Annotated in this window: 17 protein-coding genes; 3 read left to right on the forward strand and 14 right to left on the reverse strand. The window is 43.7% G+C overall.

What is annotated here, in order from left to right; translation table 11 throughout:
* Positions 1-2: 2 nt before the first annotated feature.
* The 3 genes from APAR_RS04290 to APAR_RS04300 all read right to left on the reverse strand — a co-directional run bounded on the left by APAR_RS04290 (position 3) and on the right by APAR_RS04300 (position 4,637).
* The gene (locus APAR_RS04290; RefSeq protein ID WP_012808921.1) at positions 3-1,310 is read right to left on the reverse strand and encodes a glycosyltransferase family 2 protein; all 1,308 of its coding nucleotides are present in this window, start codon (positions 1,308-1,310) and stop codon (positions 3-5) included.
* A 125-nt stretch (positions 1,311-1,435) separates the two neighbouring features.
* Positions 1,436-3,034: an ABC transporter transmembrane domain-containing protein gene (locus tag APAR_RS04295; protein ID WP_012808922.1), complete on the reverse strand. Its 1,599-nt coding sequence runs from the start codon at positions 3,032-3,034 to the stop codon at positions 1,436-1,438.
* 19 nt (positions 3,035-3,053) lie between these two features.
* Positions 3,054-4,637 (reverse strand): ABC transporter ATP-binding protein, encoded by a 1,584-nt coding sequence (locus APAR_RS04300; RefSeq protein WP_012808923.1) that lies wholly within the window; start codon positions 4,635-4,637, stop codon positions 3,054-3,056.
* Positions 4,638-4,807: 170 nt separating this feature from the next.
* On the opposite strand from APAR_RS04300, the gene APAR_RS07145 reads away from it, so the two are divergent.
* Positions 4,808-5,629 (forward strand): helix-turn-helix domain-containing protein, encoded by an 822-nt coding sequence (locus APAR_RS07145; protein ID WP_012808924.1) that lies wholly within the window; start codon positions 4,808-4,810, stop codon positions 5,627-5,629.
* A gap of 5 nt (positions 5,630-5,634) precedes the next feature.
* On the opposite strand, the gene APAR_RS04310 is transcribed toward APAR_RS07145, so the two are convergent.
* From APAR_RS04310 to ileS, 3 genes are read right to left on the reverse strand one after another with little or no spacing between them, the layout of a single operon-like run.
* Entirely contained in the window at positions 5,635-6,645 is a 1,011-nt protein-coding gene (locus APAR_RS04310) for an RluA family pseudouridine synthase (protein WP_012808925.1), read from the reverse strand.
* Positions 6,638-7,156 (reverse strand): signal peptidase II, encoded by a 519-nt coding sequence (lspA, locus tag APAR_RS04315; RefSeq protein ID WP_012808926.1) that lies wholly within the window; start codon positions 7,154-7,156, stop codon positions 6,638-6,640. The genes APAR_RS04310 and lspA overlap by 8 nt, the downstream gene beginning before the upstream one ends.
* Complete coding sequence (ileS, locus tag APAR_RS04320; RefSeq protein WP_012808927.1) at positions 7,157-9,955, reverse strand: isoleucine--tRNA ligase; 2,799 nt, start codon at positions 9,953-9,955, stop codon at positions 7,157-7,159.
* A gap of 468 nt (positions 9,956-10,423) precedes the next feature.
* On the opposite strand from ileS, the gene ftsH reads away from it, so the two are divergent.
* Positions 10,424-12,358 carry an ATP-dependent zinc metalloprotease FtsH gene (gene ftsH, locus APAR_RS04325; protein ID WP_012808928.1) on the forward strand — a complete coding sequence of 645 codons (1,935 nt, stop codon included), beginning with the start codon at positions 10,424-10,426 and terminating at the stop codon, positions 12,356-12,358.
* Positions 12,359-12,443: 85 nt separating this feature from the next.
* Here the strand turns inward: ftsH and APAR_RS04330 are convergent, their stop codons facing one another.
* The 3 genes from APAR_RS04330 to APAR_RS04340 are packed head-to-tail and all read right to left on the reverse strand — an operon-like array spanning position 12,444 to position 14,784.
* Positions 12,444-13,286: a TrmH family RNA methyltransferase gene (locus APAR_RS04330; protein ID WP_012808929.1), complete on the reverse strand. Its 843-nt coding sequence runs from the start codon at positions 13,284-13,286 to the stop codon at positions 12,444-12,446.
* Positions 13,283-13,711, reverse strand: coding sequence for a helix-turn-helix domain-containing protein (locus APAR_RS04335; RefSeq protein WP_012808930.1), 429 nt, complete (start codon positions 13,709-13,711; stop codon positions 13,283-13,285). Before APAR_RS04335 ends, APAR_RS04330 begins: the two co-directional genes overlap by 4 nt.
* Positions 13,708-14,784: an acyltransferase family protein gene (locus APAR_RS04340; protein ID WP_012808931.1), complete on the reverse strand. Its 1,077-nt coding sequence runs from the start codon at positions 14,782-14,784 to the stop codon at positions 13,708-13,710. Before APAR_RS04340 ends, APAR_RS04335 begins: the two co-directional genes overlap by 4 nt.
* 600 nt (positions 14,785-15,384) lie before the next feature.
* On the opposite strand from APAR_RS04340, the gene APAR_RS04345 reads away from it, so the two are divergent.
* Positions 15,385-17,064, forward strand: a complete 1,680-nt coding sequence (locus tag APAR_RS04345; RefSeq protein ID WP_012808932.1) for a L,D-transpeptidase — start codon at positions 15,385-15,387, stop codon at positions 17,062-17,064.
* A gap of 67 nt (positions 17,065-17,131) precedes the next feature.
* On the opposite strand, the gene APAR_RS04350 is transcribed toward APAR_RS04345, so the two are convergent.
* The 5 genes from APAR_RS04350 to smc form a co-directional block, all read right to left on the reverse strand.
* Positions 17,132-17,785, reverse strand: coding sequence for a hypothetical protein (locus tag APAR_RS04350; protein ID WP_012808933.1), 654 nt, complete (start codon positions 17,783-17,785; stop codon positions 17,132-17,134).
* A 63-nt stretch (positions 17,786-17,848) separates the two neighbouring features.
* A complete protein-coding gene (locus tag APAR_RS04355; protein WP_012808934.1) occupies positions 17,849-18,229 on the reverse strand; it encodes a YbaN family protein in 381 nt (126 codons plus the stop codon).
* 109 nt (positions 18,230-18,338) lie between these two features.
* Entirely contained in the window at positions 18,339-19,718 is a 1,380-nt protein-coding gene (gene ffh, locus APAR_RS04360; RefSeq protein WP_012808935.1) for a signal recognition particle protein, read from the reverse strand.
* Positions 19,718-20,623: a signal recognition particle-docking protein FtsY gene (ftsY, locus tag APAR_RS04365; protein ID WP_012808936.1), complete on the reverse strand. Its 906-nt coding sequence runs from the start codon at positions 20,621-20,623 to the stop codon at positions 19,718-19,720. Before ftsY ends, ffh begins: the two co-directional genes overlap by 1 nt.
* Positions 20,623-24,162: a chromosome segregation protein SMC gene (smc, locus tag APAR_RS04370; protein WP_012808937.1), complete on the reverse strand. Its 3,540-nt coding sequence runs from the start codon at positions 24,160-24,162 to the stop codon at positions 20,623-20,625. The genes ftsY and smc overlap by 1 nt, the downstream gene beginning before the upstream one ends.
* Positions 24,163-24,179: the final 17 nt, after the last annotated feature.

The following is a 24,179-nucleotide window of genomic DNA, read 5'->3' on the forward strand; positions in this document are numbered from 1 at the left end:
ATTTAATTTGAACTCCCACTTGAAGCAATAACATCCTCAAAGTTAACAGCAATGTCATGTTTAGTAGGAACCCACTCAACTTTTTTGAACAAAGCTGCAACGGTAATAGGAATATACGTCATCATAAAAATAGGAAACGTAAAGAGATTGGTAAAAATACGCCACTTTTTCTTTACATGGAAATGCTTGTACTCTGAAATAGTAGTGATGAGCGCCAGAATAAAGAAGACAACATACATCGAGAAAACCGTCATAACCAAAGAACCCACACTCATAGCAATCTCGGCATCAGTTGCAACAAAGCCGTGGCTCAAGTAACCAACCAAAAGATAAGTTCCATTAATAAATGCAGAAAGCAACGACAAAATCATACCTGGTGCAATTGTCATAAGCATATCGTATGAAGCAAACTGACCCTTGAAAATACCTTTAAGTAGGTCAAAGCCATACGAGAAAAATACCTGATAAAATCCTTTTGTCCAGCGCATTCTTTGAGTCCATGAAGCTTTAAATGTCAAAGGCTGTTCATCAAAAAATTCTGCTGGAGCATAACCAATTTGAATGTTGTGAGCACAGCAAAACGTAGAAAACTGAATATCTTCAGTCAATGTATGAAAATCCCATCCATGCATGCCTTTAATAATGCGAGAAGAAACCATCCAACCCGAACCAGAAACCGCACAGCTTGTACCCATCATCATACGAGCATTATTCAAAAACTTTGCTTCACGCATAAACCATGTAGCATAGGCAGAACTAACCCAACTAGAATCAAAATTCTTTGAGTTTCTATAGCTGGTGCACACAAGATACCCTGCATCAAAAGCTTGATTCATAATTTTAAGATAGCTTGGAGAAACCAGGTTATCGGCGTCCATAACAATGAAAGCCTCGTATTTGTCACCGTACTCATTAAGAATGCGATCAAAGCCGTAATCCATAACCCAGCTCTTACCCTTACGAGCAAGGTCATTACGCTCCCAAGTAATTGCTCCAGCTTTTCTTGCCTCTTCTGCTGTTTTATCAGTACAGGCATCTGCAACAACAAAGACATCCATCAGCTCCCGAGGATAATCTTGAGAAAGAATAGATCTGACAAGATTGCCAATAACAGGCTCTTCATTGTGGGCAGCAATAAAGAAAGCATAGCGATGCTGCTTTTTTGCCTCGGGAAGCTTTACCTCGCCTTTAAACATAACGCGAAGGATATACACAATCTGATAGAAGTATGCGAGCGTAAAGAAAAGCCAGATGATAAAATTAAAAACAACGATTGGTGTGATACCGAGTCTGTTAAATTGCAATGGCATGCATACCCCTACGCTCCAAACCCAAGGCAAATATGTTTATCAGCCAAAGATTTTCCAACAAACACTTACCTTTATAATTTTAGCGCAATAAAACAGATTGCGTATCCACGCTCTCTGAATGTATCTCACCGTACAAATAGCTTCCCGTCTTGGATGTCGAGAAGAACGTCTGCTTTCTGGTCTAATTCGTCAGAGTGCATGATGACAATAGTGGTTCTTTTGCCTTTAAGACTGACCAAATAATCACAGAGCTTCTGTGCTGTTGCGGCGTCCAAATTTTGTAAGGGTTCATCTAAAACAAGCGCACCTTGTTTTCTTGATAGTGCTCTTAAAAGACCAATTTTTTGTCTCTCACCTAGTGACACAGATTCCGCATTTCCATCAAAGCTTTCTGTTCTAAGGGATGAAAAATCAAGCATCTGATAAATCTTGTCGTCAATCTCTTCCCCAAACATATTGTCAGCAAGACTTCCTTTAACAAGAGGTACTGGACGAGCAAAACGAGAACAGTCTCTAAGCTCATCTGATAGCTGTATATCTCCACTAAACAAAGACGGATCAGAACAGCCTGCTAAAAGATCAACAAAAGAAGATTTACCTGAACCATTAGAGCCTCTTACGACTACCAAAGACCCATGTGCAATACAGAGAGGTTGCGTGTGAAATAGCTCTGGTCCTTCAGTAGTAGCAAGAAGTTCTCCCTCTCCTACTTGTAGGGCCGAATCAAGAGAAGAATCCCAAAGGCTTTCATACCCAGAAGGTTCTTGAGAGTCTTTAACAATTTCTTGCAATCGTTCCATGTGAACTTCATTTGTTTTCACAAACATAATCAATCTGAAAAGTTCTGCCAAAGGATTTTGCAATAATGCACAAAGTTGATATAAAACAAAAATATCACCAACTGATGCAACACCTACCTGATACATTTTAATCGTTATAGCAAGCATAAGTACCTGCAGCAAAGAACAGAGACCATTTGGAATTTTCTCATTCAATCCCTCATAGAATCGATATTTTTTAACTGAATTCAAGTACTCCAAGCCAACTTCATGATATTTTTCTTTATATGCTTCATCAGCACGAGTAATATTAATAGCTCTTTTATTCTCTACAATTTGTTTAGATTCATTTAAATATCTATCTTGAGCTGGAATGATATTTCTCTGTAAATCAGCGATTCTTTGAGTAGGAAATTCTATAACAAACAAAAAGATGGGAATATATACAAGCGCCGCAGTGAAATAAATACGATTTATAAGAAATAGCGCTAGCAAAATAATTAAAACACATCCAGCAGCGCTCAAAATTCTAATGTTTACAGCACTATATATAGATCCATACATAGTAGTAGAACTACTAAGAAGATTCATGTAATATCCTTTTTCGTGCTTTTTATAAGAACGTAAAGGCATGGCAACAATCTCGTATATAACCCGCTTCGCACTGTCCGTTCTTTGTTTAATCTCGGAACGCAGAGGAAACCATCCCTTAAATGTAAGCACAAGAATCGTCGATACAAGCGATAGAAATAAAATTAAAACAAGAATAGTAATCTGATTGGATGCATCCATACCTTGAGAAATATGACTAATCAATAACCCCAACATCAGACTAATAGCCACCGAAAAAGCAGTTGAAAGTATTGATCCACTTATTAAAAAGACGTTCTCCTTTGTTATAGCAAAGGCTGAATGCTTATCAAATTTGTAAAATTTATCCTGCATATTCATATCTCCTCTACCATCACCGTACAAATAGCTTCCCGTCTTGGATGTCGAGAAGAACGTCTGCTTTCTGGTCTAATTCGTCAGAGTGCATGATGACAATAGTGGTTCTTTTGCCTTTAAGACTGACCAAATAATCACAGAGCTTCTGTGCTGTTGCGGCGTCCAAATTTTGTAAGGGTTCATCTAAAACAAGCGCACCTTGTTTTCTTGATAGTGCTCTTAAAAGACCAATTTTTTGTCTCTCACCTAGTGACACAGATTCCGCATTTCCATCAAAGCTTTCTGTTCTAAGGGATGAAAAATCAAGCATCTGATAAATCTTGTCGTCAATCTCTTCCCCAAACATATTGTCAGCAAGACTTCCTTTAACAAGAGGTACTGGACGAGCAAAACGAGAACAGTCTCTAAGCTCATCTGATAGCTGTATATCTCCACTAAACAAAGACGGATCAGAACAGCCTGCTAAAAGATCAACAAAAGAAGATTTACCTGAACCATTAGAGCCTCTTACGACTACCAAAGACCCATGTGCAATACAGAGAGGTTGCGTGTGAAATAGCTCTGGTCCTTCAGTAGTAGCAAGAAGTTCTCCCTCTCCTACTTGTAGGGCCGAATCAAGAGAAGAATCCCAAAGGCTTTCATACCCAGAAGGTTCTTGAGAGTCTTGTATATGCTTAAGATAGACATCTATGTCTGCCTTGGTAGCTAGATACGTACTCTTAACAAAACAAAATGTATCAAGAGGTTCACTCATTATTGACACAATGAGATAAGCAGAAAGAATTCCTCCCACACTCATTTGATTAAAAGATAACAATATAATCCCAAGGATTATTGTTATAACTTGCATGAAATATAAAAGTGCTGAAGGTAAATTTTTTGATAGTGAATTATAAAAATCGTTTCTTTTTACAAAGAGAAAATATTCATCATTTACTGATTTATACGATTTTTCATAATAGTTTTCTGCTCGTAATGCGTTAATAGAAAGCTTTTCCTCAATTACACGTCTACCAGCATCAAGCCATAATTCTCTTTTTTCAATCGATTTACTTAAAACTTCATTAGCTTTCTTACTCGGATAATCAATTATTAACAAATAAAATGGAATATATAGAAGAACAAATAAACCAACCCAAAGATTTACTATTGCGGCAACAATCACTAAAACAACAAGCGCTAAAAGACTACCTATAAGTTCAACACTTACTGAAACTTGAACTCCACTAAACACAAAAGCTGATGTAGTTACTGCATTAAGATAGTGTCCAGTATTCTTTTTCGAAAAAATACGAAATGGAATCTTTAAAAGCGCTGATACCGCTGACTCAGAACTAGAAACAGCAGCTTCTAAATTAAGCTTTTGCGGAATCCATACAGTAAGAAAAAAATTTATGCAAAGTATTACTAATTGAAGCAGCAGCAACAAATCTAATTTTTGCCAAACGCTATCATCAATTTGTACACCAAGCATGGCGTCAACTAAATTTCCAGTAAAAATGCCTAACATTGCAACAGCAATATATCCAATTGTTAAACCAATTGCAGACAAAATTGTTTGCTTTTGAATAATGAATAAATGGGAAAGATTCTTAATCATATTCATCAGTCCAATGCAGAATTTATTAACTTAAAAATGCGATAAGCAACTATTTGTATTTACAGATTAAATATTTGATTCAGGTTTTAATTTAGGGAAATGCATTCTCATAGGAAATCACGTTATTACCCTATAATTTGATGTAAATAAATAGTATTGAGAGGCTACATATGAATAACGATCGTCTAACTCAAGCACTTAAAAATATACTTTTAAATGGAAAGACTCTTGCTCAAGAAAGCACTTCAAACGTTATTTTATACGCACATTACGAAACTAAAGAGACAGACAATCCCCACATAAAAGGATTTTTTTCACTTACCACTGCTTTTGATTTAGAAAATTTAAATCAATTCTCCAAAAAACCTCATGGAGATACTATTGTTTGCCTTTCAATACTTGCTCGTAAAAACTATTTTGGAAGCTTTCTGTTCTTTTTAATGCCTACATCAGAAAATTATTTTACCTTTACTACAAATCTTATATCGAATAAAAATACATTGCCGAAACAAGTTCATCCAGCTGATATTGAACAAATTTATACGCTTTATACTCAAATTATCATTACCTATTCCGAGAGAAAACCAAATTGGGAAGCTATTGTTACTTCCTTACTTATAACACTTATTACCTGCCTTTCTCCTGATGCTCACTATACGTTCACTCCAGGTAACACTAATGAGACGGTCGCTCTTATCCTTAATGAAATTACTGCTCATTCAGAAAGTATCACACTTGCTAAACTGTCAGAAAAATACTCATATACACCAACGTATCTTTCTGAACTTCTCAGACAAAAATGTGGCAAAACTTTTTCAGAACTTGTTCTAGAACAACGAATGGAACGAGCAAAAACACTGTTAACTCATACCAAATTGCCTGTCTCAACCATTTCTTCAATGGTTGGATATGGTGGAACAACAGAGTTTTATAAGAAATTTAAGGATTACTTTTCTCTTACACCACGTGAAATGAGAAACAAAACTTTTTAGTCATATTACAACTGTGGGCAGATTTCTTTTCCTGCTATTGTTCTTCCCATAGACATATCCTGCTGAGAAATAAGTGCTTCTTGTAGGTCTTTTGGCAGCGTATCTGCCACTATGATATTCTCGCCTGTAAAAGGGTGCTCAAACTGAACACGCCAAGAGTGTAGAAATTGTCTATTAAGACCAAGATTAAGACTTGTGTCTTTTTTACCGTAGAGTTGATCGCCAACAACAGGATGTCCGATGTGGCGCATGTGAACTCTAATCTGGTGCGTGCGACCTGTATAGAGATGACACTCAAGAAGCGAGTAACCATCGCCTTTTCTACCTGCCTCAAAGCGCTCAAGCGTCCTAAAGGTGGTAATGGCTTCTCGTGCACCTGGCGCATCAGATACAGTCATTTTTAGACGGTCTCGCGTTGAACGAGCAATGCCCGTTTCAATAGTGCCAGAATCATGGGCAACATAGCCATGCACCAACACAATGTAGCGTCGATCAAGTACGCGCAGCCTGATGAGATCTTGAAGGGCCTTCTGAGCCTCATCTGACTTTACAGCCAACATAAGACCGGACGTATCCATGTCAAGACGATGCACAATACCAGGACGATCTTCTCCCTGAAGCATTCCTAGATGCTCGTAGCCACAATGGGCAACCAGAGCATTTGCCAAAGTATCATCAACATGGCCCGGAGATGGATGGCAGACAAGGCCAATCTGCTTTGAAAGTACTATGAGGTACTGATCCTCAAAACGAATATCAAGTGGAATGTCTGGATTTGGACGCAAAAGACCTGTTTGAGACTCTGCATTTGGGAGAGACACCAAAAGTCTATCGCCCAACATAAGTTTTTCTGACTTAGAAGTAGCGAGTGTGGCGTTGATGGTTACTCTTCCCTCTTCTACCAGCTTGACGCAGGCGCTTCTTGAAGGAAGCATATCTTGAGCGGAAAGAAACGCATCTAATCTGACGCTGTCTCCTTCTGGCCCAACTAATATTTCAACAATACGCTCATTCATTGCCACTACCCTGTTGTTGCTTTTTGTCCCAGATTATCCAGTACACAAAAGCAATAAGGATGCCACAGGTTACAAAAATATCCGCCACATTAAACACAGCAAAATTGACAAACGTTGTAGCAAAGAAATCAGTAACCTGACCATACAAAACACGGTCAATAGCGTTTCCAATTCCGCCACCCAAAACGCCACCTAAAAGCGCAATAAGTGGCAATGGGGGGTTCTTCTCGTGAACAACAAAGCCAACAAGAGCCACGATAACCACAGCAGTGAGAACCACAAAAAAGAGGGCATTTCCAGAGCCCACAGAAAACGCAGCTCCGGTATTACTAACGTGGAAGAGTTTCATAACGCCGGGGATAAAAGGTACTGCGGTTCCTTCTGGAATTGAAGTTCGAACCCAGAACTTTGTTACCTGATCAAGCGCGCAGGCAATAGCGCCCGCCCCGCAGAGAACTGCAAGGCGGGTTACTAGCGTGTGAGTTGTATGTTGCTGCTGGTCAATACTCATTTATGCAACAACTTCGTGGCAACGGTGGCAGAGATGATCCTCGCCAAGCTCGCGATAATTCCAGCAGCGGTCGCATCGCTCTCCATTTGCAGGATAAACGCTTACACTAAGCTCAGAGCCCTCGGAAACGCTGACTTCGGAGCAAACAAACACCTCAGCAAAGTCTAAATTTGCATCTGCAATATACGACGCTTGCTCAGCAGTAAGTGTCACTTCAGCACGGGTAGCCTGCGTGGTTTTCTCGATAACTACACCTTCATCAAGTGCAGTTTCATATGCCTTTGTGTACGATGCGCGAGCATCGACCAGCACCTGATATGCAGGTAACAAAGATGTATATTCATCAGCACTCATAGGAGCCTTATACCAGTCGAGAAGAGCTGCGTACTTCTGGCCGTCACGCATAGATTCTGGCAGGAACTGCATTACCTCATCAGTGGTATAAACCAGAATTGGCTGTAGGTCATGGACAAGCATGGAAAGAATCTCTGCCCAGACCGTCTGAGCACTGCGACGTGTTGCAGAGTTAGCCGCATCGCAGTACATGCGGTCCTTAGTTGCATTTAAGTAGCCATTAGAAAGCTCGATGATGTAATCGTAGAGCGTACGGAAAACGTTATTAAATCGATAACCCTCGTAAGCCTCAGTAACAGCAGCATGAACCTCGCACATACGTGCAAGAACAAGACGGTCGTACTCTTCTAAATCTGCAACAGCAACTGCATCAGTGGCAGGATCAAACTGACCCTCAAGCTCACCAAGGAGGAAACGAAGAGTGTTTCTAAACCTACGATATGCATCGCCTACCTGAGAAAGAATGGCGTCATCGCAAGGTACGTCAGTTGAAGTATCAACGGAAGCAACCCAAAGACGCAGGACGTCTGCGCCACGCTCAGCACAAACGGCGTTTGGATCAATAACGTTACCCAGAGACTTGCTCATCTTGCGTCCTTGGCCGTCAAGCGTAAAGCCCTGTGAAACAACAGACTTATAAGGAGCAACACCGTAAGCGCCAACAGAAGTCATAAGAGAACTCATGAACCAACCACGGTGCTGGTCAGAACCCTCAAGATACATATCAGCTGGGAACTTGAGATTTGGACGGTGCTTACAAACAGCCGTATGAGAAACACCAGAGTCCCACCAAACGTCCAAAATATCCTTGTTAGCCTTCAGATTGTGGCCGCCGCACTTAGGGCAGACACAAGCATCTCCTAAATACGTCTTAGGATCGTCAGTGAACCAAGCATCAGAGCCCTTCTCGCGGAAAAGCTTGATAACAGCATCAAGGGTCTGATCATTAATAATTGTCTCGCCACAATCCTCGCAGGTGAAAGCTGGGATTGGAACACCCCAGTTACGCTGCCTGGAAATACACCAGTCAGGACGGCCTTCAACCATGGAGCCAATGCGCTTAACAGCATTTGCAGGATAGAACTTAACCTTTGCAAGCTCCTCTGCTGCCTGCTGGCGCAGACCAGTCTTATCCATAGAGACAAACCACTGGCTTGTCGCACGGAAAATAACAGGCTCTTTACAACGCCAGCAATGTGGATAGCTGTGAGTAATTTCTTCTGCAAGAATAAGCGTACCGCGGTCTTTAAGCCACTGAACAATGACAGGATTGGCCTCATTAACCTCCATGCCGGAGAAGGGACCACCAGTACCCTGACCTTCACCCTTAAAGAAGTGACCGTCATCATCAACAGGCATAGTTTGTGGAATATCAAAGCGAACACCAGCATTGTAGTCGTCTACACCATGTCCAGGTGCGGAGTGAACAACACCAGTACCGTCATCAAGAGTAACGTAATCTGCGTAAATAAACTTACCAGTATTACCAAGATCACCAAAGATTGGCTGCTTATACTCATTACCTGCGAGCTCAACACCAGTCTTCTTCCAAGTATTGCCCTCGGCGTCCTGGACAAGCTTCCAATCGGTATAACCAAACTTAGTAGCAGCCTTCTCTGCAAGAGCCTCAGCAACAATCTCTACATGTCCATCAGGAAGCTCAAGAGCAACGTAATTTGCTTCTGGATGCAGAATGACTGCCTCATCTGCTGGCATAGTCCAAGGAGTAGTAGTCCAAATGTCTACCCAGGTCTTACCTGCGTAAGCTTCAAGACCCTCTGGAACAGTGGTGAGCTCAAAGCGAACAAAAATAGCAGTGGAAGTAACATCGTGATACTCAATCTCTGCTTCAGAAAGAGCTGTGTGGTCATGGGTACACCAGTGGACAGGCTTAGTTCCTCTATACACAGAACCCTTGTCATAAATTGCTTTGAAGATCTCAATGTCGGTTGCGTCATAATCATTGACATAAGTGAGGTATGGATTATCCCACTCGCCTAAAACACCAAGACGCTTAAAGCCCTGACGCTGAGTATCAACCTGTTCGACCGCCATTTTACGGCAAAGTTCACGGATCTTCTCGGTAGAGAGCTGATTGAACTTTTCTGTACCAAGCATTTGCTCAACTTTGTGCTCAATTGGCTGACCGTGGCAATCCCAACCAGGAACGTACGGGGTTTGGAAGCCCTGCATAGCCTTATAACGGTTGATGATGTCCTTGGAGATCTTATTCTGTGCGTGACCCAAGTGAATTGGACCGTTTGCATAAGGAGGTCCGTCATGGAGAACAAATTTATCGTGTCCTTCATTCTTTTTCATAAGAAGGTCGTAGACGTTGTTCTGATTCCAATCAGCTAAACGTTTTGGCTCATTCTGTGCGAGAGATGCTCGCATAGGAAAGTCAGTATTAGGCAGATTGGTGGTCTTTTTGTACTCGTTTGCCATCAAGCACAACCTTTCTGGGCACAAATAAAGCGCCCGTCCCTCACAGCTGGGACGAAGCGCCACAATACACTTCGTTGTAACCACCCAGCGACGGATATGTCCGTTTACTCGGCTGGCCTGTCACGGCGACCATTTCCGGCAGCATCTACTAGTACAAACACACTTGTACGTTTGAACTGCAGCTCCGAGGTGATATTCACACGGACGCAAATACGGACTTCCACCAACTCCGCTCGCTTGAGATTTGCGCTACCCAGCTACTGTCCTCATCACAGCTTGTGCTAGTAATACTATCACGTCTTGTCCTCATTAGACTAAGTAATACGTATGCGTAAACCGTTTTTAACAAATTACACGAAATCCAAATTTTGAAGTTTTATAGAAATAAAAAATGTAGATTGGGTACAACAAACCCAATATCTAAGTGAGCTCATATCATATTTGAGCCAAACAGGTAAAGGGACGTGTATGGCAAATAACGATAACAAGCATCGTAGATCTATGTCGATGCTACTCTATATTGCAGTAGCTATCTTTGTATATCTCCTGCTTAGCAACACTTTATTACCAGGTCTTTTGCGCCAACAGATACAAACTGTCTCCTACAGTGAGTTTCTTAATAAAATTGAAAGTAATGAGGTTACTAAAGTAGATCTCAACACTGGTAACAGAAACATTAGATTTACTACAGGCTCTGGAGATTCCGAGAAAATCTTTGAGACTACGCAGTTCCCTAATGATTCAACACTGGTACAAACGCTCAGAGAACACAAAGTTGACTTCTCAGCTTCCATTCCTGACAACTCTGCAAACATGCTGATGTATGCCCTTATTCAATACGGCATTCCTCTTATTATCTTCTTGGGTATTGGTTTCTTTATTAACCGCTCCCTTAAACGCGCTATGGGAGACGATGGTCCATCCATGAACTTTGGCGGCGGTTTTGGTGGTCTCGGCGGCAATCTTGGTCGCTCAAGCGCTAAAGAAATTAAGGGAGAAGATACTGGCATTACGTTTAAAGACGTTGCTGGCCAAGAAGAGGCTAAAGAGTCTATGCAAGAGATTGTTAGCTTCCTTAAGACTCCCGATAAGTACAAAGAAATTGGTGCTCGCTGTCCTCGTGGTGCTCTACTTGTAGGACCTCCAGGCACCGGTAAAACTCTTATAGCTAAAGCAGTTGCTGGTGAAGCTGGCGTTCCTTTCTTCCAGATTGCTGGCTCTGAGTTTGTTGAGATGTTTGTTGGACGCGGTGCCGCAAAAGTCCGCGATCTCTTCAAGCAGGCAAATGAGAAAGCTCCTTGCATTATCTTCATTGATGAGATTGATGCTGTTGGTAAGCGCCGCGACGCTTCCCTCAACTCCAACGATGAGCGTGAGCAGACCTTAAACCAGCTGCTCTCAGAGATGGATGGCTTTGATAACCACAAGGGTATTGTTGTTCTGGCAGCAACTAACCGCCCAGAAACCTTGGACAAGGCACTTTTGCGTCCTGGTCGCTTTGATCGTCGTATTCCTGTTGAGCTTCCAGATCTTAAGGGTCGTGAGGCAGTTCTCCAGATTCACGCCAATGATGTAAAAATGGAGCCAGGCGTTGACCTCTCTATCGTTGCTAAGTCCACGCCAGGAGCATCTGGTGCAGACCTTGCAAACATCATCAATGAGGCAGCTCTTCGTGCTGTTCGCTTTGGTCGCCGTCGTGTTACCACTGAAGACCTTACAGAGTCTGTCGACGTCGTTATTGCCGGAGCAAAAAAGAAAAATAGTGTTCTATCTGAGCATGAGAAGGATGTTGTTGCCTATCACGAGACCGGCCACGCAATTGTTGGTGCCATCCAGAAAAACGATGCTCCTGTCACCAAGATTACTATTGTTCCTCGTACTAGCGGAGCCCTTGGCTTTACCATGCAGGTTGAGGACGATGAGCGTTATCTGATGAGTAAGAGTCAAGCCATGGATGAGATTGCTGTTCTCTGTGGTGGACGCGCTGCTGAAGAGCTTATCTTTGGCGAGATGACCAATGGTGCCTCCAATGATATTGAGCGCGCAACTGCAATTGCACGCGCAATGGTTACCCAGTACGGCATGTCTGACAAGCTTGGTATGGTTACCCTAAGCCAGCAGCAAAGCCGCTATCTTGGTGGTGGCTCTTCCCTCACCTGCTCTGAAGCAACTGCTGAAGAGATCGACGCTGAGGTTAGACGTATTGTTGAAGAGGGTCACCAGCGGGCACTTCAAACGCTTAAAGAGAATCGCTTTAAACTGCATGAAATTGCTCACTATCTACAGAAGAAAGAAACTATTACCGGCGAGGAGTTCATGAATATCCTCAAGCGTGAGAATACCTTTGCACCTGTAGATAAGAACATCAACGATGAAGGCTCTTCTACTCCTTCAGAAGAGTAATCTTTTCTCATAATCTAAGTTAAACGGCCATCTACGCCTGTAGATGGCCGTTTTTGTGTCATGTATAAAAGTACTCTCCACCAAGCTATCTAGCAAAGAGCTCCCAAAATGCTACGGCAGATGACGCGGCAACGTTGAGTGAATCTACCTGATGCGACATAGGAATGATAGTAGTAATGTCACAAGCCTCGATGGTTTTCTCGTCAAGACCATAGCCTTCACTGCCAAAGAATAATGCGGCCTTTTTGCCTTTTACCAGATCTTTATTTAGAGGTACTGCAGAATCTGTAAGCGCAAGAGCACAAGTGGTAAAAGAATGAGCCTTGAGCTTTTCTATAAGATCCAGTGAGGTTGTCTCTTCATCCAGGCGAGTCCAAGGCACATTAAGAACCGTTCCCATAGAAACACGCAGAACACGCCTAGAGAGGTTATCGGCACATTTAGCAGTCAAGATAACAGCATCTACGTTGAGTGCCGCAGCTGATCTAAAAACTGCACCTACGTTATTTACGTCAACAAGATCTTCCAAAACGGCAATGTACTTTGAAGTGCTGAGAATCTCCTCTAGTGGTCTAGCTTGAGGTCTCCTCATGGCACAAATGATGCCCCTAGTCATTCTGTATCCTGTAAGTTTTTCTATCTGATTGTCAGACAGTACAAAAATTGGAACATCATCTACTGAACAGTAGTTCTGAATAAGTTGTTGGACAGCCTCAAGATGTGAAGCATTAGTGAGAAAAGACAAAGGTACACAACCAGATAAGAGGGCAGTTTCTACCACAAAAGGAGACTCACAAATCATAAGTGCACGGGCAGGATCTAAACGATTGCGCAGTTGATTGTTGGTGAGCTTAGCATATACTTCCAGTCTTTGATCATCCAAAGACTCAAGATTGTACACCTCCATTGATTCGAACTCATCTCTCATTTCATCTTCATCGCTGAATTCAGCATTTCCAAAATTCCTTTTTCCTTGATCAAAGCAATGCCCTGTTCTTCGTCTCCCAGCACAATAATACTGTCCCCGGGATTAATATTAAATACCTGACGGGCTTTGACAGGGATCACAATCTGCCCCTTATCACCAACCTTGACCATTCCGAAAATGTGCTTTCCTTTTGGCGGAACGCCCAGTCCTAGATTATCTTCATTCTTTTTATCATAGGAAATCAGATCGTCTATGGTGACCCCGAAGACATTCGCAAAGCGTTTGCATTTTTCGATATCCGGAAGAGACTCTCCTGTCTCATATTTTGAGAGGGTCTGGCGGGAAACACCGATCATGTCCGCCAGTTCTTCCTGGGAAAAATCATGGTATTTTCTAAGTTCTACTAAATTCTCGGCAAAGCTCATTTCTTTCTCTCTCCTTGGATTCCCAGAACGCACCAGCGGAGTACCGGAATGCGACTGATGATTTCATATAATACGATTGCACCTGCAAAACCAGCTGCGGCTGTCAGCAGATAGACTACCAGAGGTGCAAGGTTCGGGAGGTATTTTTTCAAGTAGAAGGCAGTCACTGCGATCGGCAGGTAATGGAATATATAGAGCCCCCAGGACTTTGAGCTCATCCAGCGACTAAAACTGTTTACAAAATTACCCCATTTCTTCATAAAGGCCAGAACGCCCAAAGCACCCAGCCATGCAAAAGCGTTACAGCAGAAGGTATCGAGCACTTCATGGTCCGGGTAGGATTTTCCCCAGTAAAGAATGGTAAATACAAGTCCTGCAATCAGGCCTGCTGCCGTGAACAGGGTCCAGTGCTCTTCCATTCTCTCCATCACAGATTCGTGAGACATGACAAAATATCCGATGAAGAATCCTGTTCCATAAATGCCAAATCGGTATACGACGATGATTGGTGTATTGAGAAACTGGGCGGCTCCGTATATCAGAAAGGTAAAAAGGAAAAGAAGGATACAGTTTGCCTTCTCACCTAGGCGATAGAGTCTGTCCTTCTCGATCTTACGGACCCAAAGGAGGGCCAAAATCAGGCACCAGAGCAGCTGAATATACCAGAGTGGGCCAATTCCACTGGCCACCATGATCAGAAAAAGCACCGGTTTCGGAAGGGCTCCCATCTGATCAAAGGCACCGGCAATCTGCATGTTGTAATATCCCAGGATCCACTGGAATACAACAAGTCCTATTGTGGAAGGTACCAGAAGTTTTCGTGTCCTTGCCTTAAAAAAACCCTTCGTATTCTTCCGCTCCAATTCGAATCGGGCTGCCATCCCTGAAACTACAAAAAGCAGCAGCATGAACCAGGGATATACCAAATACAGGAATGTATCCTGGGGCTGAAAATCCCAGAATGGTCCAATGACAGCGTAATCTGTGACACCGTTATACATGTAAATGACATGATAGATAACAACGAGAACTACTGTAATCCAGCGAACATTATCAAGGTATGTCTTTCTCATATTTATACTACCTTTGCTAGAATAATTAACATTTCTAAGCCAAGTATAAGTTGGTACATTTCCCTAATCCACCAAGTAGCATTTACATTTTATGAGTACTTTGGTTAAATTTCGTGGCGTAAAATTCAACTATTTCACACTTAATCATTAGCATCAGCCTTTCTAATTCTGATCCAATGTCCCTCCTGTATCGCAGCAAAGGTTGCTACAACACATGCAAAGAGATGCCCCTCCTGCCTCATCTGTTCATGCCACACAGTAGAGTCATAATCAGGTGATCCATCATCGGCTTCTCCGCCAACCAAGTAATCTGTATGGAATGCCGCTTTTCTCAGTAATTAACCCGCTTTCGCAGGTTTAGGTTTTCGGTTAGGGAGTGGGACCTGGATTTTTGATCATACCAGATACAGGAGCCAGGGTGGTTTTTGCAATATGTAAATTGTAGTCAGAGGCGAGGAATTTTACCCACAATCATGCCCGAAGCTTCAAAATGCACTAATATTAACAAGTTGCGTCTTATAACATTTATCTTAAAATTAAAATGTTATAAGTCACGTTCAAACTCTACTACATACCCGGTTTCTTGATAAGGAGTGCTCCTTGGCTAAGCACTTTACAAACAGCTCTGTTCCTAGTACTTCAAACTCACAACCTCTTTCAGAAGAAGAGACTGCAGAAAAAACTCCTTCACTAAAAGATTCAGTTCCAAGCCTTGGTGATACTGATATGTATGTTGCTCTTAATGAAGAGCAAGTACGAAATAATCAAAAGACAGAAGAGACCGTTGTTTCAAAACCTCTTGAGCAGCAGGATAATAATGTAACGGTTATTACCCCTCTTGATAGTTCAGAGCTTGAAGTTCAAGAGCTTAATCCGGAAGATAAACCAAAGCATCATTGGTGGAGAATTCCTGCGGTAATCGTTGGTATTCTCGCGCTTGTATATGTTGGAGGAGCAGCTTTCTTCAACTTCTATTTTATGCCTCAGACCAGCATCTACGGAGTCGATTACTCGCTAAAGCCAGCTTCTGACTTACAGAAAGCAAGAGACTCAGAAGCATCAAATTATTCTATTCATATCTCTGGCAATGGTCTTGATTTAACTCTTAAGAGTTCTGAAATTGGACTTGTTTACAATTCTGAGGCTTATGCTCGTGATGCAATTAACCAGCAGAATCCTTGGATGTGGCCTGTTGAAATTACTCGCAGCAGAACTTTAAACCCACACGCCACTGCCACCTATGATCAAAACAAAGTTGATACAGTATTGAATCAACAGATTGAACAAGCAAAAGAGGCTTCATCTTCTCTAGCAAACGGTGGTATTACCTACGATTCCACTACAAAGAAATTTAGACTTGCTGACACTGCCTTGATAACACGACTTTCTCTTGAAGGTGTTCATAAAGATTTACAAGGCGCATTTGACAAACTTAATGACACCGTTGTTCTTGGTGAGGAATCTGTGCTGAGCGCTGAAGAACTCAACGCAGCTATTGCTGCTGCAAACGCCTATGTAGCCTCCGTACTTGATCTGACTCTTGGAGATGCATCTGCCTATACCGTTGACGCAGATCTTATTGCGAGCTGGGTTACTTTTAATGATGACCTTTCCGTCTCACTTAATAAAAATGCCATAAATGATTGGGTTGAGCATACCCTTGCACCTGCGGTTAACACGCGCGGTACTGCTAGAACTTATAAGCGCTGGGATGGTAAGGAAATTACCACTAAAGCAGCCGGTGCTTATGGTTGGGTAATCAATGAAGCTGACTCTGCTTCAGCTATCATTTCCGCTCTTGGAAATGGGCAACCTACAAAGGTTGAACTTCCAACTGAACAGCAGGCAAAAACTTTCACAAAAGATGGCGGTCCTGACTGGGGCGGTCGTTATATTGACGTTGACCTCTCCACTCAGCATGCAGTTCTTTATGACGAGAATGGCAGCATTCTTTGGGAAGCAGATGTTGTTACCGGTCTTCCTGATGGTCGCCACAATACACCTGAAGGTGTTTGGTTTATAACAAGTCATATCAGAAACGCTCGACTTCTTGGTCCAAATGACGAAAGCGGCAAACCAGGTTGGGATGCACGAGTTGACTTCTGGATGGGTGTGAAAGGTCAGGAAGTTGGCTTCCATAATGCTCCGTGGCGTGGAGCATTTGGTGGAGATATTTATCGCTATGGTGGTAGCCATGGTTGCATTAATTTGAGCTACAGTGATGCCGAAAAACTCTTTAACATCTCAAACGATGGTGATCCAATTATCATCCACTACTAGATTTGTCTTTGAGAGTGAACTTATGCGCACTTCAGAAAACAATGCTGAAGTGCGCTTTTTTTATGTTTTAGAGAAGATCTACAACACGCTCTTTGTTTGCCATAAAATCAAGATACTCTGAACCTAAGCGAGAAGTGATCAATGAACTGGCAGAAGGAAATTTGCTGGCTGCTTTAACAAAACCATATTCTCCTGTGCCGTAATTAAATGTCGCAAGTATATTATCAGACAGAAAGGCTCCTCCACCTTCTGTATTGTATTCATAGTAGGAAACGGCAGGTAATTTGCGACTGCTTATAGCTTGTAGAATATAGGCACTTCCATAAAGAATGTATTGATTCAAGTTTTGTGAAGAGAGAAAAACTGAATATAAAGCGGCATCTTGCTCGATTGTTCCAATGATTTCTCCATTAACACTTACAACCCACAAAATACCACCGTCTAATAATTCATTGTTTTTCTCTACAATTGATAAAATTGGACCAGATATATACACGTCGTTTAAATTGCAAGTATAGGTCCTATATTCCCCAGACTCAAACTTTTCATACGAGAAAATATTATCAACTGATTGCTCCCCTATATATTCCGCAGCTTTATGTTTTAAAAAATCAAGATTTCGCTCTTTAACCGCTTCGGGTCTAAACCAACTGCATATGAATACAGAGGTTATAAGCACTACTCCAAGAGTAGACAAAACTACTTTTCTTCTACGCTGCATTATCTGTCACCTCATTATTACCGAATAATAATGAAACTAACTAGAAGCTATTGTAACAATTGTTTATTCTTCAAGCGTTTTAACTTTAAAACCGAAGTAGTAAATGTGGCTTAGCCAAACAATAATAAGGACAATACTGCCAACAATAACGCCTTTCATAAGCATGGCAATAAGACCTACAGCCATGACTAAAGTTACTGTAACAAGGATGCGTACTTTGGTCTTAATAGTCATCCCTTTTCCAGCTTTAAAATCAGCAAAATTATTTTGGTAAAACTTTGTGTTAATAAGCCAGTTATTAAGTCGATCGGATGATTTAGCAAAACAAAATGCAGCAAGAGCTAAAAATGGAACAGTTGGCAAAATAGGAAGTAAAACACCAAGCACAGCAAGCGCTAAACTCAAACAACCTAACACAATAAAGGCAATACGCTTAATTGACATAATTTCTCCCTACTGCTTTTTAAAAAAGTTTACCATGTGCAACAAAAAGCAGTAGGGATATTTACCATAACAAAAGTATTTCTTATATAAATAAATTTACAGAAAAGGTTTAAAAGCGAGGCATTTGACCTCCACCAAAGCCCATATTCTTCATCATAGACTCCATGGCACGACGACCCTTCTTTGCATTACCGCCCTGAGTCATAGCCTTCATTTTACCCATCATCTTATTCATCTCTCCCCACTGACGAATAAGCTGATTAACTTCTTGAACGCTACGACCAGAACCCATAGAAATACGACGACGTCGCTGACCATTAATAATCTTTGGACGCGCGCGCTCTTCTTTAGTCATTGAATGAATGATGGCTTCAATCTTTCCCATAGAACTATCGTCTACACCACCCTGCTGAGCCATCATGCGGTCTCCACCAGGAAGTGCCCCAATAAGCTTTGCAAGACCACCCATCTTGCGAATTTGGTTCATCTGATTGAGCAGGTCGTCCATAGTAAAGCCCTCGCGCAACATACGTTCGGCATCTTCAACCTGCTGCTCATCAGCCGCCTTTTGAGCCTGCTCAACAATAGAGATGACATCACCCATGCCAAGAATACGCTTGGCCATACGATCTGGATGGAAAACCTCAAGTGAATCGGGTTTCTCGCCCATGGAAACAAACTTGATAGGCTTACCGGTAACCTCACGTACAGAAAGTGCACCACCACCACGAGCATCACCATCAAGCTTGGACATGATAACGCCGTCAAAGTCCACACGTTCTGCGAAGGTGCTGACAACATTAACAATATCCTGGCCGGTCATAGCATCGACAACCATAAGAATCTGATCTGGTTTGACGGCACGTTTGATAGCAACGGCTTCTTCCATCATTTCTTCATCAATTTGAAGACGACCAGCAGTATCAACAATTACCAGGTCATTGAGATGATCAACGGCCTCCTGGATAGCTTCAGATGCAATGGCAACAGCGTCTTTACCGTCGCCGCGATAGACTGGCACGCCAATCTCAGAGCCAAGTGTTTCAAGCTGATCTGCTGCTGCAGGACGATGAACGTCGCAAGCGGCAAGCAGAGGATTCTTTCCCTGGGACTTAAGCAAGTATGCAAGCTTTGCAGCTGCGGTTGTCTTACCAGAGCCCTGAAGACCGACAAGCATAATGACGTTTGGAATGCGGTTCTGTGCCAGCGTAAGCTTTGATTCAGTTGAACCAAGCAGTGCTGTCAGCTCATCTAAAACAATGCGAACAACGTTTTGAGCTGGAGACAGGGACTCCAGTACGTCAGCAGTCATGCACTGCTCTTTACAGCGGCCAACAAACTCTTTAACTACCTTGTAGTTAACGTCAGCCTCGAGAAGAGCCATGCGAATTTCTCGCATTGCGGAATTGATGTCGTCCTCAGTAAGACGACCCTTTCCGCGCAAAGCGGAAAATGTATTTTGCAGTCTATCTTGAAGGCTGTTAAACATTACTGAACTCCCTCACCAACAAGTGCTTCACAGAATGAACGAGCGTCAAATGTCTGAAGATCATCAATAGACTCGCCCACACCAATACGATAAATAGGCAGATTAAGCTGGTTGGAAATTGCCAAGGCAATTCCTCCCTTTGCAGTGCCATCAAGCTTTGTGACAATAAGACCATCCAAAGACAGCGCATCATTGAACTCTTTTGCCTGGTTAAGACCGTTCTGACCGGTAGTTGCATCAATAACCAAAACAACGCTCACCGGAATATCCCCTGCGCGCTTCCTGGTAACTGAAACAACCTTAGCAAGCTCACGCATCAAATCAGATGAGGTGTGCAAACGGCCAGCAGTATCAATCAACACCAGCTCAGTACCTTGTTTTGCTGCGGTCTCAACAACCTCAAAACATACACTTGCAGGGTCTGCTCCACGTTCTCTGGTTACAACCTCAATACCAGAGCGCTCTCCCCATACCTGCAACTGTTCAATAGCAGCTGCGCGGAATGTGTCAGCGCCACCAATCAAGGTCTTAACGCCACTAGCATGCGCACGACCGGCAATTTTACCAACAGTAGTAGTTTTACCAGCGCCGTTAATACCTACAAACAAGACAATGGAAGGCGTATCTGTAAATGGATCTCTTTTAGCAACAGGAAACTCTGCAGTAAGTCGCTCTACAAGGGCTCTACGAAGCTGATCGGAGCGCGTAAGGTTTTCTCGCGCGGCACGCTCACGCAGGTCATCGGTAACACGCATAGCCACCTCAGCGCCCATGTCGCCCATAACCAGCGTGTCTTCAAGATCATCCCAAAAATCTTCGGTGACCTCTCCACCCATATAAAAGATCTCGCTAATAGTCTCGCGAGAACGCTCAAGACCACGGCGAAGATTGTCCATAAAGCCCATTAGATATCAACTACCTTTCCGGTTGTCTTATCAAGCCTCTGAGAGACAACGTGGCTGACACCATCTGCCTGCATAGATACACCATACAGTACATCTGCCTGCTCCATAGTGCGCCTCTGGTGAGAAATAACAATCAGCTGTGTTGTCTCTTTGAGCTGCTCAATGGCATCAAGCAGCTTAGAGAGGTTAGCGTCGTCGAGCGCAGCCTCAACCTCATCAAAGACATAGAACGGAACAGTACGCGTTCTATACACAGCAAAAAGCAATGCCAGAGCAGTGAGACTCTTCTCACCACCTGACATGAGCATCATCTTGGTAATGCGCTTACCGCGCGGCTGAGCCACAATCTCAATGCCCGTCTCAGAGAGATGATCTGGGTCGGTAAGCTCAATATGGGCATGACCACCAGGGAAAAGCATCGAGAAGATCTCAGAAAAGTTCTTGTTAACGCGGTCAAAGACAACAAGGAAGCGGCTGCGCATCTTTCGGTCAATGGCTGAGATAATCTTCTTCAGCGAAGTTCGAGCTGCCTCTAAGTCAGCCACCTGCTCGTTAATGTAATCTGCGCGCTCTTTGAGGCGCTCATACTCATCCATAGCAACAGCGTTGACAGGACCAAGCGCCTCAAGCTGGCTCTTAAGCGACGCAGCAAGGCGCTCTGCCTGCTCTCTATCTTCTGGCTCTGGAAGCGTCAAAGCCTCGTCAAGGGAAGCGCCTGTAGCAAGAATGGCCTCAATGGCATTTTGAACCTGGACTTCAAGCTTACCAATCTCAACGCTAATCTGGTTAGCAGCGTCTTTCTCTTTTTCTACCGCAAGCGCAGCTTCAGAAGCAGCATCTTTTGCCTCAGAGATGGTCTCACGCAGCGTCTCTGAGTCAGCCTCCGCCAGCGATGCGCGGTCCTTGAGTCTGGACGCCCACTCGAGCGCCTTCTGATGCAAGGCATCATAGCGCTTGTACAGTGGGTCCACACGCAGCCTAATTACCTCAAGCGCATGCGTTGCCTGCTTAGCAGCAACAAGCTGCTCGTCCAGCTGAGAGAGACGCCTTTCAAGCTCTGCCTGGCGAGAAACCATACTAGTTGCGCGCTCTTTTGCAACAGTTAAGTCTGTCTTTGCATCCGAAAGCTCTCGGTTGGCCCTACCCTGTGCACGAATGGCATCCTCATGCTGATCCTGCAACTCCTTGAGCTCAGAAGCAAGCGACTCCATGCGAGCCTTAGCCTCTTCTGCTGCACGCTTATGCTCGTCAATGTGCGTATGAGCCTCCTGCGCGCGTTCTTTTGCTTGCTCTCGAGAAGTGCTGACCTGTTTCAACTCTGCCTGAGAAGAAGCAACCTGTCCCTCAAGACGGCCTCTCTCTGAAGCAATGGATGTAAGCTCACCATTGAGGCGTGCGACCTCTCCCTTGGACTGCGCGCTTTTCTCGCGAACTGATGCCAGTTCGTTCTCACAGTTAGTAACTGCAGAGCGAGCAGCCTCAAGGTGACGTTTGAGTGCTGGAAGAGCAATCTCAAGTTCACGAATGCGACGCTTGCGTTCAAGAGAGCCATCCTCAGCCCGAGACGCATGTCCCAAGACCAGGCGACCATCTGGATAGAGTAACGTACCGTCAAGAAGAACGTAAAGACCGCGAGGCTCATTTTTGCGTGCAATGTAGGCATCATCAAGACTCTGGGCTACAAAAACGTGACCAAAGAGCTCTTGAACAAGAGCTTCAGCACCCTTCTGAGCGGAAACATGTTCGAGCAGAGGCGTTGTATGAGCTGGAGCAACAAGAGATGAAGTTACATCAGAAAAAGTGACGAGTGTAGCCTTGCCATCTTCAGAGAGCTCCTGAACACGCTCAAAGAGAACGTGGATATTTTGCCGCTTATCTACAACAAGTGCGGAAAGATCTTCTCCTAGAAGTTGCTCAACAAGAGCCTCAAACTTTGGTTGAACCTCAAGGTAATCGGCAAGTCTGCCAGAAACAAGAGAAGCAGTTGCAGTGTCAGAAACAAGTTTTTCTGCCAGAGGACTTCCCTTTTGCACTTCTACATCAAGGGCACGAAGTGCCTCAAGCGTAGCCTCACTGCTAGAAAGCTCCTGACGAGCGGTACGTTCTGCCTCACGAGCGGCCTCAAGTGCAGAAGCGCGCTCAGAAATCTCAGCGACAAACGCCTCGGATTCCTGGCGAGCTTTATCAAGAGCTGTAGTGAGCTCTGCTTCTTTAATACCACTGTCTTCCAGAGCAGCGTGAGCAATCTCAAGTGCCTCAGTAATCTGAGTCAACCTAGACTCAAACATCTGATCTTCTACCTGCGCATGAGCAATCTGTTCTTCAAGCTTTACATACGCAAGCGTCTCTTTATCAGCAGTATTACGAGCACTGCGTTCAGACGCAGTACAGTCAGAAATCTTTACATCAAGAGCACGACGCTCGGCGATTGCCTGGTTGGCGGCCTCTTGAAGTGTATTCACACTCTCTGTCAGATCTGCAACCTTTGCGCGAATTGTTGCCAGCTGACCAGAAAGCTCTTCCTTCTCTTTTGCAGCGTCAGCCTTCTGTTTATCCATCACAGAAAGTTGCATGCGTGTATCAGAAAGGCGAGAAACCATGTTCTTGCCCTTCTCCTCCAAAAGACGCATGTCAGAGCCCATACGACCAAGAATCTCTTGCATACGGCGGCGCTGCTCGCCTAGGTCTCCAACAAAGAGACCTTTTTGCTCAAGGAGCGACTGGAGCTTTTCAAGCTCACGGTTTTTCTCGCTCGCACGATACTGTGCAAGCTCAATAGCAGCCTCTGCCTCTTTAGCGCGAACCTCAAGCTTGCTGTGCGCAAATTGCAGCTGACGAAGGTCATCAACCGCAAGCTGTACTGTCAAATCCTTAAGCTGAGCGGACAAATCTTTTGCGCGAGAAGCCTTGTCTACCTGCCTCTCAAGCGGTTTAAGCTGACGAGTAATCTCACGAGAAACCACTTTGGCTCGCGTCAGATTTTCATCCATGGAAGAAATCTTGCGTTCTGCTCGCTCTTTACGGCGACGATGCTTGGAAATATCCGCTGCTTCTTCAATGAGCTCACGACGCTGCTCAGGACGACTGGACAAGATGGAGTCAAGCTTACCTTGAGAAATGATGGAATGTGTATCTTTGCCCAGGCCAGAGTCATGTAGGATGTCCTGGATGTCCATGAGCCTTGAAGGCGCACCGTTAATCAGGTACTCAGACTCTCCAGAACGATACATACGTCTGGTGATACCAATTTCAGAAAAATCAATAGGAATGGTATGGTCAGAGTTGTCCAAGACCAACGTTACCTCAGCAACGCCCACCGCTCCCCTTGCTGATGAGCCAGAGAAGATAACGTCTTCCATAGCTTGTCCACGCAGCATCTTTGCGCTCTGCTCACCCAATACCCATAGTATTGCGTCAGAGACATTAGACTTGCCTGAGCCGTTTGGACCAACGACAACAGTAAGACCAGGGTCAAAAACCATCTGAGTTTTATCGGCAAATGACTTAAAACCCTTGAGTGTCAGCGATTTTAAATACACGAGTACAGGGTACCTTT

The organism is Lancefieldella parvula DSM 20469, from assembly GCF_000024225.1.
GTDB lineage: Bacteria > Actinomycetota > Coriobacteriia > Coriobacteriales > Atopobiaceae > Lancefieldella > Lancefieldella parvula.